This window comes from Streptomyces sp. NPDC048196, from assembly GCF_040652715.1.
GTDB classification, from domain to species: domain Bacteria; phylum Actinomycetota; class Actinomycetes; order Streptomycetales; family Streptomycetaceae; genus Streptomyces; species Streptomyces siderophoricus.
In genome coordinates, this window is sequence record NZ_JBEZMM010000027.1 from 40,322 (window position 1) to 52,857 (window position 12,536).

At 69.9% G+C, this 12,536-nt stretch carries 12 protein-coding genes; 4 read left to right on the top strand and 8 right to left on the bottom strand.

The window, feature by feature from the left end; translation table 11 throughout:
* Positions 1 to 108: 108 nt before the first annotated feature.
* Positions 109 to 510 carry a hypothetical protein gene (locus AB0E02_RS24260; protein ID WP_030812816.1) on the top strand — a complete coding sequence of 134 codons (402 nt, stop codon included), beginning with the start codon at positions 109 to 111 and terminating at the stop codon, positions 508 to 510.
* Positions 511 to 552: 42 nt separating this feature from the next.
* On the opposite strand, the gene AB0E02_RS24265 is transcribed toward AB0E02_RS24260, so the two are convergent.
* The 4 genes from AB0E02_RS24265 to coxB form a co-directional block, all read right to left on the bottom strand.
* Positions 553 to 1,827 (bottom strand): Ig-like domain-containing protein, encoded by a 1,275-nt coding sequence (locus AB0E02_RS24265; protein WP_362142560.1) that lies wholly within the window; start codon positions 1,825 to 1,827, stop codon positions 553 to 555.
* A 152-nt stretch (positions 1,828 to 1,979) separates the two neighbouring features.
* Positions 1,980 to 2,378: a cytochrome c oxidase subunit 4 gene (locus AB0E02_RS24270; protein ID WP_030083935.1), complete on the bottom strand. Its 399-nt coding sequence runs from the start codon at positions 2,376 to 2,378 to the stop codon at positions 1,980 to 1,982.
* Positions 2,375 to 4,111 carry a cytochrome c oxidase subunit I gene (gene ctaD / locus AB0E02_RS24275; protein ID WP_362142563.1) on the bottom strand — a complete coding sequence of 579 codons (1,737 nt, stop codon included), beginning with the start codon at positions 4,109 to 4,111 and terminating at the stop codon, positions 2,375 to 2,377. The genes AB0E02_RS24270 and ctaD overlap by 4 nt, the downstream gene beginning before the upstream one ends.
* Positions 4,108 to 5,070, bottom strand: a complete 963-nt coding sequence (gene coxB, locus AB0E02_RS24280; protein ID WP_030415449.1) for a cytochrome c oxidase subunit II — start codon at positions 5,068 to 5,070, stop codon at positions 4,108 to 4,110. Before coxB ends, ctaD begins: the two co-directional genes overlap by 4 nt.
* Before the next feature lie 329 nt (positions 5,071 to 5,399).
* Between coxB and AB0E02_RS24285 the strand changes: the two genes are divergently transcribed.
* A complete protein-coding gene (locus AB0E02_RS24285) occupies positions 5,400 to 6,881 on the top strand; it encodes an aminotransferase class V-fold PLP-dependent enzyme (protein WP_362142565.1) in 1,482 nt (493 codons plus the stop codon).
* 44 nt (positions 6,882 to 6,925) lie between these two features.
* Here AB0E02_RS24285 and AB0E02_RS24290 read toward each other — a convergent pair whose 3' ends face one another.
* A complete protein-coding gene (locus AB0E02_RS24290) occupies positions 6,926 to 7,903 on the bottom strand; it encodes a carbohydrate kinase family protein (RefSeq protein WP_030805413.1) in 978 nt (325 codons plus the stop codon).
* A 257-nt stretch (positions 7,904 to 8,160) separates the two neighbouring features.
* Between AB0E02_RS24290 and AB0E02_RS24295 the strand changes: the two genes are divergently transcribed.
* The gene (locus AB0E02_RS24295; RefSeq protein ID WP_362142567.1) at positions 8,161 to 9,672 is read left to right on the top strand and encodes a hypothetical protein; all 1,512 of its coding nucleotides are present in this window, start codon (positions 8,161 to 8,163) and stop codon (positions 9,670 to 9,672) included.
* Positions 9,673 to 9,773: 101 nt separating this feature from the next.
* Here AB0E02_RS24295 and erpA read toward each other — a convergent pair whose 3' ends face one another.
* Entirely contained in the window at positions 9,774 to 10,130 is a 357-nt protein-coding gene (erpA, locus tag AB0E02_RS24300; RefSeq protein WP_030070025.1) for an iron-sulfur cluster insertion protein ErpA, read from the bottom strand.
* Positions 10,131 to 10,418: 288 nt separating this feature from the next.
* Here erpA and nadA point away from each other — a divergent pair, with 288 nt between their 5' ends.
* Positions 10,419 to 11,606, top strand: coding sequence for a quinolinate synthase NadA (gene nadA / locus AB0E02_RS24305; RefSeq protein WP_362142570.1), 1,188 nt, complete (start codon positions 10,419 to 10,421; stop codon positions 11,604 to 11,606).
* A 69-nt stretch (positions 11,607 to 11,675) separates the two neighbouring features.
* Here the strand turns inward: nadA and AB0E02_RS24310 are convergent, their stop codons facing one another.
* Positions 11,676 to 12,194, bottom strand: a complete 519-nt coding sequence (locus tag AB0E02_RS24310) for a hypothetical protein (protein ID WP_362142572.1) — start codon at positions 12,192 to 12,194, stop codon at positions 11,676 to 11,678.
* A 33-nt stretch (positions 12,195 to 12,227) separates the two neighbouring features.
* Positions 12,228 to 12,479, bottom strand: coding sequence for a hypothetical protein (locus AB0E02_RS24315; protein ID WP_310728026.1), 252 nt, complete (start codon positions 12,477 to 12,479; stop codon positions 12,228 to 12,230).
* Positions 12,480 to 12,536: the final 57 nt, after the last annotated feature.

Here is a 12,536-nt window from a genome sequence, read left to right on the forward strand (position 1 = left end):
CAGATCTTCGGCCCTTTCGCCCCCTGCTGCCGGGGCCTGCCGCGGGAGTAGCATCCGGCCCATCAGCCCCACCCGATGCTGTGCCGCTACGAAGAGCGTGGAGGAACGATGCAGGCGACTGCCACGGTGCTGGTCTACAGCGACAACGCGGGCACCCGCGAGCAGGTCCGGCTGGCGGCCGGCCGGCGCCCGGCCGCCGATGCCCCCGAGATCGAGATCCTGGAGTGCGCCACCGCACCGGCGGTCCTCGAAGCCCTGGAGCAGGGCGGCATCGACGTCTGCGTGCTGGACGGCGAGACCGCGCCGGCGGGCGGCATGGGCGTCTGCCGGCAGATCAAGGACGAGATCTTCCGGTGCCCGCCGGTGCTGCTGCTGATCGGCCGCCCGCAGGACGCCTGGCTGGCCACCTGGAGCCGCGCGGACGCCGCGGTGACCCATCCGATCGACCCGGTGGCCTTCGCCGACGCCCTGGCCGGTCTGCTGCGCCGCAGGAACCTCGTACAGGCCTGAGGACGCGGGCCTGGAGGGCCGCTGGGCGCCGTGTGGAGGCCTTCAGATCTTCGGGCGCAGCCGGGCGTCCGAGCCGGGGTCCTGCTGGCGCTCGGCGGCTCCTGTGGTGCTGGAGGCCTTGTTCTTGAGGGCGCTGCCGGCGCGCCATTCCTTCCAGGGCATGTTCCAGTCGCCGAAGCCGTTGTCGAACGGCGTCATGGTGTCGCCGCCGCTGTTGATGACCTTGACGATGTCGCCGACCCGCACGGTGTTGAAGAACCACTGGGCATTGCCGGTGGACATGCCGGTGCAGCCGTGGCTGACGTTCGCCGCGCCCTGTGATCCGACGGACCAGGGCGCGGCGTGCACGTACTCCCCGCTCCAGGTCACCCGGGTGGCCCAGTAGACCGGCAGGTCGTAGGAGTCCGAGCTGCCGGCGGCGATGCCGACGGTGGAGCTGCGCATCCGGACGAAGCTCTCCTTGCCCAGGACGACCTTGACGCCGTTGCGGGTGGAGAAGCCGGGCTTGCCGGTGGTGACCGGGATGGTGTTGATGGACGTGCCGTTGCGCAGCACGGTCATCTGGTGCGCCGCCGCGTCGGTGATGGCTTCCAGGCGGTCGCCGGTGGTGAGCCTGACGGGCTTGGAGGGGCCGCCGTAGAGGCCCTTGGCGATCTTCAGGCCGGCGAGGTTGCTGTGCACCGAGATGGTGGCGTGGGCCGGCCAGTAGACCTTCGGGCGGAAGTGCAGTTTCTTGTCGTCGACCCAGTGCCAGGCGCCCTCGACGCGCGGCATGGAGTCGACCTTCAGGGCGCTTTCGACGATGGCGCGGGCCTTGGGGTCCTTGATGGGCCGGCTCAGCTCGGCGGTGACCGGCTGGCCGACGCCGTATTCGCCGCTCTCGGGGCCGAAGGTGGCGGTCAACTGGCCGTCCGCGTCGGTGGTGTGCACCACCAGTGTCTTGCGGCCGGGCGTGCCGTCGTCCTCCTCGGTGCTGACCCGCACCGTGTAGCGGGTGCCGGCGGCCAGCGGCACGGTGGTGCGCCAGTGCCGGCCGTCGGCGCTCAGTTCGCCGCGTACGAAGCGGCCGGTGGAATCGGTGGCGGTGACGTCCGTGATGCGCGCGTCGTCGTCCTTGACGGAGACCTCGATCGGTTTGTCGGGGTCGGCTTTCTGCTTTCCGTCCGGGGTGTTGGCGGTGATCTGGTCGCCCGCGTCGTAGGGATTGGCGGAGAGCGGTTCCGACGCCGAGCCCCCGCACGCGGCGGTGCTCACCGCGAGGGGCACGAGCAGGAGGCCGCAGCTCAGCACCGTCCGGGTTCGAGGTCTGTGACTCATGCCCCAAAAATATGAAGAATCACCTGCTCCAGCGCGCTGGAGGACTGCAAACGGGTCGCCCCCGCTGCCCCGAACGGGGCGGGCCCGGACACCTTTTGAGGTGTCCGGGCCCGCTGTACGGCGTGTTGCCGTGCTTTTGGCGCCAAAAGCGCCTACTGCGTGCGGTTCTCGCCGCGGTAGTACTCGAAGACCCAGCCGAAGAGGCCGACCAGGATCACCGGGAGCGAGAAGTACAGCAGCCACCAGCCGAAGACGACGCCCAGGAAGGCGAGCGCACCACCGACGGCCAGGGACAGCGGCTGCCAGCTGTGCGGGCTGAAGAAGCCCAGCTCACCGGCGTCGTCGGAGACCTCCGCGTTCTCGTTGTCCTGTGCACCCGCGTCGACCCGCCGGGCCGTGAAGGCCAGGTAGTAGCCGACCATGATGCACAGGCCGAAGGCGAGGAACAGTGCGGTGGTACCCGCGGGCTCCTTCGACCAGACGCCATAGACGATCGCCATGGCCAGGACGAAGACGGAGAGCCAGATGAACATCTTGCCCTGGATCTTCACTTGCCCGCCTCCTTGCCACCGGCGATGGCCTTGTCCTCGTCAGTGCCGTGGCCGTTGTGCAGCGCGTCGAGGGCCGCGATCTCCGGGTGGTGCAGGTCGAACGCCGGGGATTCGGAACGAATGCGCGGCAGGGTGAGGAAGTTGTGCCGCGGCGGCGGGCAGGACGTCGCCCATTCGAGCGAACGGCCGTAGCCCCACGGGTCGTCGACCTCGACCTTCTTGCCGAACTTCGCCGTCTTCCAGACGTTGTAGAGGAACGGCAGGATCGACAGGCCCAGCACGAACGAGCTGATCGTCGAGATGGTGTTCAGCGCCGTGAAGCCGTCGGCCGCGAGGTAGTCCGCGTAGCGCCGCGGCATGCCCTCGGCACCCAGCCAGTGCTGGACGAGGAACGTGCCGTGGAAGCCGATGAACAGCGTCCAGAACGTGATCTTGCCGAGCCGCTCGTCGAGCATCTTGCCGGTGAACTTCGGCCACCAGAAGTGGAAGCCGGAGAACATCGCGAAGACGACCGTTCCGAAGACGACGTAGTGGAAGTGCGCCACGACGAAGTACGAGTCGGAGATGTGGAAGTCCATCGGCGGCGAGGCCAGGATGACACCGGTCAGACCACCGAAGGTGAAGGTGATCAGGAAGCCGACCGCCCAGAGCATCGGCGTCTCGAAGGACAGCGAGCCCTTCCACATCGTGCCGATCCAGTTGAAGAACTTCACACCGGTCGGAACGGCGATGAGGAACGTCATGAAGGAGAAGAACGGCAGCAGCACGCCACCGGTGACGTACATGTGGTGCGCCCACACCGTGACCGAAAGGCCGGCGATCGAAATGGTCGCCGCGATCAGACCGATGTAACCGAACATCGGCTTCCGGGAGAACACCGGAATGACCTCGGAAATGATGCCGAAGAACGGCAGCGCGATGATGTACACCTCTGGATGGCCGAAGAACCAGAAGAGGTGCTGCCAGAGCAATGCCCCGCCATTTGCGGCGTCGAATACATGGGCACCGAATTTACGGTCCGCCTCCAGGGCGAACAGCGCGGCGGCCAGGACCGGGAAGGCCAGCAGGACCAGCACACCGGTCAGCAGCACGTTCCAGGTGAAGATCGGCATCCGGAACATCGTCATGCCAGGCGCACGCATGCAGATGATCGTGGTGATGAAGTTGACCGAACCGAGGATGGTGCCGAAGCCGGAGAAGGCCAGACCCATGATCCACATGTCGGCGCCGACACCCGGCGAGCGGACCGCGTCCGACAGCGGGGAGTAGGCGAACCAGCCGAAGTCGGCGGCACCCTGCGGGGTGAGGAAGCCGGCCACCGCGATCAGCGAGCCGAAGAGGTACAGCCAGTACGCGAACATGTTCAGCCGCGGGAACGCCACGTCGGGCGCGCCGATCTGCAGCGGCATGATCCAGTTCGCGAATCCGGCGAACAGCGGCGTCGCGAACATCAGCAGCATGATCGTGCCGTGCATCGTGAACGCCTGGTTGAACTGCTCGTTCGACATGATCTGCGTACCCGGGCGGGCCAGTTCGGCGCGCATGAGGAGCGCCATCAGGCCGCCGACGCAGAAGAACGCGAACGACGTGACCAGGTACATCGTGCCGATGGTCTTGTGGTCAGTGGTCGTCAGCCACTTCACGGCAGCGATACCGGGTTGCTTCTTGCGGACGGGCGGGGCAGCCGGAGCCGTATCGGCGGCGGCACCCTGAGGTTCGTTGAGGATGCTCACTGGTTCTTCGTCTCCGCATTCCTGGCGTGATCCGTCTGCTTGATGCCCGACGGCAGGTATCCGGTCTGGCCCTTCTTCGCCAGGTCCTTCAGGTGCGCCCGGTACCGCTCAGGGGACACGACCTTGACGTTGAAGAGCATCCGGGAGTGGTCGACGCCGCAGAGCTCGGCGCACTTGCCCATGAAGGTGCCCTCCTTGTTGGGAGTCACCTCGAAGACGTTGGTGTGGCCCGGGATGACGTCCTGCTTCATCAGGAACGGCACCACCCAGAAGGAGTGGATGACGTCACGAGAGGTCAGCACGAACTGGACCGTCTCGCCCTTCGGCAACCACAGGGTCGGGCCCGGGTTGCCGGTCTGCGGGTTGCGCTCGCCCGGGGTGCCGGTGTCGTAGACACCGTCAGCACCGGCCGGCGCGGTCTTCTTCCACTTGTCCGGGATCGCGGAGAGCGCGCTGGAGTTGATGTTGGTGGTCGACTTGTTGCCGTCCACGTTCTCCAGGTAGTTGAACGCCCAGCTCCACTGGAAGCCCACCACGTTGACGACGTGGTCCGGCTTCTTGGAGGTCTTCAGGAGCGCGCTCTCATCACGCGCGGTGAAGTAGAACAGCACCGCGATGATGATGAAGGGGACGATGGTGTACAACGCCTCGATCGGCATGTTGTACCGGGTCTGCGCGGGGACCTCCACCTTGGTCCTGCTGCGGCGGTGGAAGATCACGCTCCAAATGATCAGGCCCCACACCAGCACGCCCGTTGCGAGGGCGGCGGCCCAGGAGCCCTGCCAAAGAGAGAGGATCCGCGGCGCCTCGTCGGTGACGGGCGTTGGCATGCCGAGGCGGGGGAAGTCCTTGTATGTGCAACCTGTAGCGGTCGCCAGGACCAGGCCCGCAGCAAGCACCTGCGGCAGCTTCCGCCGCATCGGGCGCCGCGACGAGCGGTCGGAGCCGTTGGGACTCACGTAGCGCCTTCCCGAGAGTCTCGCCCGCGCGGTCGGCTGCGGCCTTACTCGCTGGTCGGTCGCCGCCCTGCGTCGGGCAGGGGTTTGGATGTTTATGCGGACCAAACCCTACTGGACGCTATTTGGGGTCGCGCGGGGAGGGTGCCCAACGCGCCGCGAGCCACCCCTAAGGGGTGGCCGGGCCCGCCGCGGGTCGCCTCCGGCAGACCCGATTACCCGCTCCCACCTGGGATCTGACGGCTTGCCCGGCCCCGGCCCGCGGGCGGGTGGAACGGACCACTCCGGTGGGCCCACCGCCGACCGCCGCCCGGGGGACTAACGTCGGGTACGTGCCCTACTTCGACGCCGCGTCCGCCGCTCCCCTCCATCCCGTCGCCCGTGAGGCGCTGCTCGCCTCGCTCGACGAGGGCTGGGCCGACCCGGCGCGGCTCTACCGCGAGGGCCGGCGCGGCCGGCTGCTGCTGGACGCCGCGCGGGAGGCCGCGGCCGAGGCCGTCGGCTGCCGCCCGGACGAACTGGTTTTCACCCCTTCGGGTACCCAGGCGGTGCACGCCGGGGTGGCCGGTGCGCTGGCCGGCCGGCGCCGGGCCGGCCGCCGGCTGCTGCACTCCGCCGTCGAGCACTCCTCGGTCCTGCACGCCGCGGAGGTCCACGCCGCGGCCGGCGGCACCGTCGCGGAGCTGGCCGTGGACCGTACGGGCCGGGTGGCCGCCGGGGACGTCGCGGCCGCGCTCACCCCGGACACCGCGCTGGTCGCCCTGCAGTCCGCCAACCACGAGGTGGGCACCGAGCAGCCGGTCGAGGAGGTGGCCGAGCTGTGCCAGGAGGCCGGGGTGCCGCTGCTGGTGGACGCGGCGCAGTCGCTGGCGTGGGGGCCGGTGCCCGGCGCCTGGTCGCTGCTGGCGGCCAGTGCCCACAAGTGGGGCGGCCCGCCCGGCGTCGGGCTCCTCGCGGTCCGTAAGGGCACCCGGTTCGCGCCCCAGGGGCCGCGGGACGAGCGGGAGGCCGGCCGGAGCGCCGGTTTCGAGAACATCCCGGCGGTGGTCGCGGCCGCGGCCGCGCTGCGCGCGCTGCGGTCCGGGCCGGCGGCCGACACCGAGGCCGCCCGGCTGCGGGAGCTGGTGGACCGGATCCGCACCCGGGTGCCGGAGCTGGTCCCGGACGTGGAGGTGGTCGGCGATCCGGTGCACCGCCTCCCCCACCTCGTCACCTTCTCCTGTCTCTATGTCGACGGGGAGACCCTGCTGCACGAGCTCGACCGGGCCGGCTTTTCCGTCTCGTCCGGATCGTCCTGTACGTCCAGCACCCTGACGCCGAGCCATGTGCTGCGCGCGATGGGGGTGCTGTCCGAGGGGAACGTCCGGGTCTCGCTGCCGTACGGCACGGCCGAGGCCGACGTGGAGCGGTTCCTGGAGCTGCTGCCGGGGGTCGTGCGGTCGGTGCGGGAGCGGCTGGGGGTGCGGGCGGCGGAGCCGGTGGCCGCAGCGGCGGCCACGGCAGGGGCCGCGCCGCAGGAGCCTTCACCGGCCGTCGCGGCGGAGCCTGCCGGGGCCGCCGCGGAAGAGGCCGCGGGGGAAGCGGAGCCCGCCGGCCTGGTCGTCGATTCGCTCGGGCGGCGCTGTCCCATCCCGGTCATCGAGCTGGCGAAGGCCATCGGGCAGGTGCCGGTCGGCGGGACGGTGACGGTGCTCTCCGACGACGAGGCCGCCCGGCAGGACATCCCCGCCTGGTGCGGGATGCGCGACCAGGAGTACGTGGGAGAGCGGGCAGCCGAACGCGGCGCCGCGTATGTGGTGCGGCGCCGCGTCTGACGTGCGGAAACGGGCCGGGCGCGGGAACCGCCCGGCCCGGCCGGTCAGGCAGCCAGGTGCTGCTGGACCTCGGCCGCGGCCTCGTGGCCGTACGCCTTGGTGAAGCGGTCCATGAAGTGGCTGCGGTGCAGCTCGTACTCCTGGGTGCCGACGGTCTCGATGACCAGGGTGGCGAGCATGCAGCCGATCTGGGCGGCGCGCTCCAGGCTGACGCCCCAGGCCAGGCCGGACAGGAAGCCGGCACGGAAGGCGTCGCCGACGCCGGTGGGGTCGGCCTTGGTCTTCTCCTCGGGGACGCCGACCTCGATGGCGGGCTCGCCGACCCGCTCGATGCGGACGCCGTTGGAGCCGAGGGTGGTGATCCGGGTGCCGACCTTCGCCAGGATCTCGTCGGCGGTCCAGCCGGTCTTGGACTCGATGAGGCCCTTCTCGTACTCGTTGGAGAAGAGGTAGGCCGCGCCCTCCATGAGGTTGCGGATGCCCTCGCCGTCCATCCGGGCGATCTGCTGCGAGAAGTCCGCGGCGAACGGGATTCCACGGCTGCGGCACTCCTCGGTGTGCCGGATCATCGCCTCCGGGTCGTCCGCGCCGATCAGGACCAGGTCCAGGCCGCCGACCCGCTCGGCGACGTGCTGCAGTTCGATCAGCCGGGCCTCGCTCATCGCGCCGGTGTAGAAGGAGCCGATCTGGTTGTGGTCGGCGTCGGTGGTGCACACGAAGCGGGCGGTGTGCAGGACCTCGGAGATGCGCACGGAGCGGGTGTCCACGCCGTGGCGGTCGAGCCAGGCGCGGTACTCCTCGAAGTCGGTGCCCGCGGCGCCGACCAGGACCGGCCGGATGCCGAGCTGGCCCATGCCGAAGCAGATGTTGGGGGCGACGCCGCCCCGGCGGACATCGAGCTGGTCGACCAGGAAGGAGAGGGAGACCGTATGCAGCTGGTCGGCCACGAGCTGGTCGGCGAAGCGGCCGGGGAAGGTCATCAGGTGGTCGGTGGCGATGGAGCCGGTGACTGCGATACGCACGACGGGTCTGCTCCTGTGGGGACGGCGTGAGGGGCGGCGGACGGGGAAACGGTACCGGTCGGGAGGGTGCCCCGCCGGTCATCCAGGACAGCTGGCAGCCGGTGGCCGCGCAAACCCTCCCATAGTAGATCCGCCCGGCCGGGCCGCCGGCCGCGGGCGCCGGGGAACCGGATCCGGCCCGGGTCCGTCCCATCGGCGTCCCCCACTACAGGCGGGCAGGCAGGTCAGAAGTTCAGCGGAGCTGAAGGAGCGATGCGGTGAACGCCGAGGACACCCCTGACACCACCGATCCCAAGGAGCGCACGCGCCGCACCCGGCTCGTGGTCGCCTCGATGGCCGCCGCGGTACTGGTGGCCGGGGGCGGCGCGGCGTACTGGGCCTCGTCCGCGTCCGACGGTGCCGGCTCCGGGCCGGGCTCCGGGCACGGCAATCCGCCGCCGCTGGCGCTCGACGGCTATTCGGGCGGCTCGATAGCGGCCGGGGAGCCCAACCCGCAGGGAGCGAAGTACCGGGCCGTGGCGAAGCTGCCGGGCGGGCCGGGGTCGGCCCCGGTGTACCGCCCGAAGGGCGAGGTCGCCCGGGAGACGGTGGAACGGCTGGCGAAGGCGCTGGATGTGGCCGGAAAGGTCAGGTCGGAGGGCAGCACCTGGAAGGTCGGTGAGGTCACCCCGGACTCCCGCGGGCCGATCCTCCAGGTGACCAAGAGCGGCTCGGGTTCCTGGACGTTCTCCAAGTACGGCACGCCGGGCGGTACGAACTGCGCGCTGCCCGCCTCCCCCAAGGGCAGGACCGGCCAGGAGCGGCCCGGTGGCGGCGGCCCGTCGAGCCGGCCCGGCTGTCCCTCGTACCGCGGTGGCGGGGACCTCGCGACACAGGACGACGGCAGCGGCGCGGGCGCGGTGTCGCCGGAGAAGGCGAAGCGGGCGGTGCGGCCGGTGCTGACGGCGCTCGGCCAGGGGGACGCCGCGGTCGACGCGAGCGGGCTGTCCGGCGCGGTGCGGATCGTCACCGCCAACCCGGTGCTCGGCGGGCTGCCGACGTACGGCTGGCAGAGCGATCTGCAGGTCGGCTCGGACGGTCAAGTGGTCGGCGGCAGCGGGCAGTTGGCGAAGCCGGTCAAGGGCGCGGTGTACCCCGTGCTGAACGCGGACAAGACGCTCGCGCGGCTGAACTCGGGCGACGGCCGCAAGCCCGCCCCCTGCCCCTCGACGCCCGGCCGCAACGGCGGATCGGACGGCAAGGGCGACCAGATCGCGCCCTGCGAGCCGGCGCCGACCAAGGGCCAGCAGCCGGCCGAGGTGACCGGCGCGGTCTTCGGGCTCGCGGTGCAGTACGTGGACGGCGGCCAGGCGCTGGTGCCGTCGTGGCTGTTCAAGGTCCGCCAGCCGGGCACCGGCAACGGCCCGGACGCCACCACGACGACGGTGACGCATCCGGCCGTGGACCCGAAGTACCTGGCCCACAAGGAGCCCACGCCCAAGCCGCCGTCCGGGAAGCCGGGCGTGATGGCGCTGGAGTCGTACGACGTCGGGGACGGCGGCCGGAAGCTGACCGTGCACTTCTGGGGCGGGGTGTGCAGCGTCTACTCGGTGAGCGTCGAGGAGTCGGCCACGGCCGTGAAGACGAAGGTCACCGCCCGGGACAAGAAGCCGGGGCAGATCTGCGTGAAGATCGCCCGGGAGTTCACCAAGACCGTGGAGCTGCAGAAGCCGCTGGACGGCCGGAAGGTGATCGACGTGTCGACCGGTGAGTCCGTGCCGAAGCGGTGAGCCCGCGCCGGACGCGGTGACGGCATAGACGAAGGCGGCGCCCCCGAGGGGACGCCGCCTTCGTGCGCTACTGCCCGATGCTCCGCGCGGGAGCGGACTCCTTAGCTGAAGGAGTCGCCGCAGGCGCAGGAGCCCGTGGCGTTCGGGTTGTCGATCGTGAAGCCCTGCTTCTCGATGGTGTCGACGAAGTCGATGGAGGCACCGCCGAGGTAGGGGGCGCTCATCCGGTCCGTGACGACCTTGACGCCGTCGAAGTCCTTCACGACGTCGCCGTCGAGCGAACGCTCGTCGAAGAAGAGCTGGTAGCGCAGACCGGAGCAGCCACCGGGCTGAACGGCCACCCGCAGCGCGAGGTCGTCCCGGCCCTCCTGCTCCAGCAGGCTCTTGACCTTCGACGCGGCCGCGTCGGACAGGATGATGCCGTCGCTGACGGTGGTCTTCTCGTCCTGCACGCTCATCTACATCTCTCCCGGGTTGTACGGACCGCTTGTCATCGGATGCCACAAGCTGCAACCGGCGACGCCCCGGAATTCATTCCGGCTGGGCGTTGTCTCTTTTCATGCTCGCACACCGGCCGCCGGGAACCGGTGGCCTACCGCACACGGCGGGGTGCTGATGCGTCACATCGACACTATGGCCATCGTCAAAGTGACGTGAAGCAGCTATGATAGATAGCGTCAAATAGACGAAAAGGCATGCACCCGCAAAAAGGCGCGTGCCTCAGAGTTGTCTGCAGAGAAGAGAGGGTGCGTGTCGTGACCACCGCCCAGCCCCTGGACGTCCAGCCGACCCCGCTCGCGCTGCTCCTCCTCGGCCGTGAGGCCGACCCGAAGAGCGAGCGCGGCGTGGAGTGCCCCGGTGATCTGCCGGCCCCGTCGGACCCCGACCTCGTCGAGCGCGCCCGCGCGGCCAAGGCGAAGCTCGGGGACAAGGTCTTCGTCCTCGGGCACCACTACCAGCGCGACGAGGTCATCGAGTTCGCCGATGTGACCGGCGACTCCTTCAAGCTCGCGCGGGACGCCGCCGCCCGGCCGGACGCCGAGTACATCGTCTTCTGCGGTGTGCACTTCATGGCCGAGTCGGCCGACATCCTCACCGGTGACGACCAGCAGGTCATCCTCCCCGACCTGGCCGCGGGCTGCTCGATGGCCGACATGGCGACCGCCGAGCAGGTCGCCGAGTGCTGGGACGTGCTCACCGAGGCCGGCATCGCCGAGCAGGTCGTGCCGGTCTCGTACATGAACTCCTCCGCCGACATCAAGGCCTTCACCGGCAAGCACGGCGGCACGATCTGCACCTCCTCCAACGCCAAGCGGGCGCTGGACTGGGCCTTCGAGCAGGGTGAGAAGGTGCTGTTCCTGCCCGACCAGCACCTCGGCCGGAACACCGCGGTCCGGGACATGGGCATGTCCCTGGACGACTGCGTGGTCTACAACCCGCACAAGCCGAACGGCGGCCTGACCGTCGAGCAGCTGCGGGGCGCGAAGATGATCCTGTGGCGCGGCCACTGCTCGGTGCACGGCCGGTTCTCGCTGGACTCGGTCAACGACGTGCGCGAGCGCATCCCCGGCGTGAACGTCCTGGTCCACCCCGAGTGCAAGCACGAGGTCGTGGCGGCGGCGGACTACGTCGGCTCGACGGAGTACATCATCAAGGCGCTGGAGGCCGCACCGCGCGGCTCGAAGTGGGCCATCGGTACGGAGCTGAACCTGGTCCGCCGCCTGGCGAACCGTTTCGCCTCCGAGGACAAGGAGATCGTCTTCCTCGACAAGACGGTCTGCTTCTGCTCGACGATGAACCGCATCGACCTCCCCCACCTGGTGTGGGCCCTGGAGTCGCTGGCGGCCGGCAAGGTCGTCAACCGCATCCAGGTCGACAAGGAGACCGAGAGCTTCGCGAAGCTGGCGCTGGAGCGGATGCTGGCGCTTCCGTAGGGGCGGTGGCCGGCGGCCGGCGACTTCGGGGGCACGCCGGCCTCCCCCGGCCCTCTCCTGCCCCTCCGGCTATTCCAGCGTCCACCGCACCTTGTCGGTGTCCTTGATCGCGGTGGCACAGGGGCTGGTCGTGATCTTGGTGTCGTTCACGTACGCGTTCCACTTCTTGGTGCCGTCGGCGGCGTCCCCGTGGATGCTGTCGACGACGAAGTCCTTCGTGGCGGCGTCCCAGTGCGCCCGCAGGCCGAAGTGGTACTCGTCGATGGCGTCGACCAGCGCGGTGAACGGTGTGGGAGCGTCCCCGGCCGCCGCGCAGTAGTGGCCGTCGATGGTGCGCGCGGTCGTCCAGACGATGCCGACGCTGGCGGTGAAGAGCCCGCCGGTGATCGCCACCCGTACGCCGGCGAGGGGCCCGGCCGCGGGGCGGGCCGCGGCGGCGGGCACGGCGACGGCGGGCGGGGCGAGGGCGGGCCCGAGCGCGAAGGTGAGCGCACAGGCGAGCCCGGCGGCGGGCACGAGGGCGGCCTTGCCGGTCGGCGCGGAGAGCACGGGCGACCTGCCTTTCGCGTTCTGTCGTCGCTTTGTCATCTTTTCACTTAAGCACGCACAGCTACATTTACATCACTCTTCGCATTCCGCGAGCCGATCGCCCCGGCTTACGGCGATTCGGACGACGTCCCGCAGCGCGAGCCGCAGCACCCTGGATTCCGCGGTGGGCTCGTCGAGCAGCAGCTCGGCCGCGGCGAGCATCTGCTCCTCGATGTCGTCGGCGAGCACGGAGAGCCGGCTCCCCGGATCGTCGGCCCGCAGATAACAGGACTGACCACCTGGCCCCGTCCACGGCAACAACCGCCATGACGAACCCTCGAACATATGACCTACTTTCGCTGAGTTGGTCGGCTGATTACGGTGTGTATCGACATGGTTGCC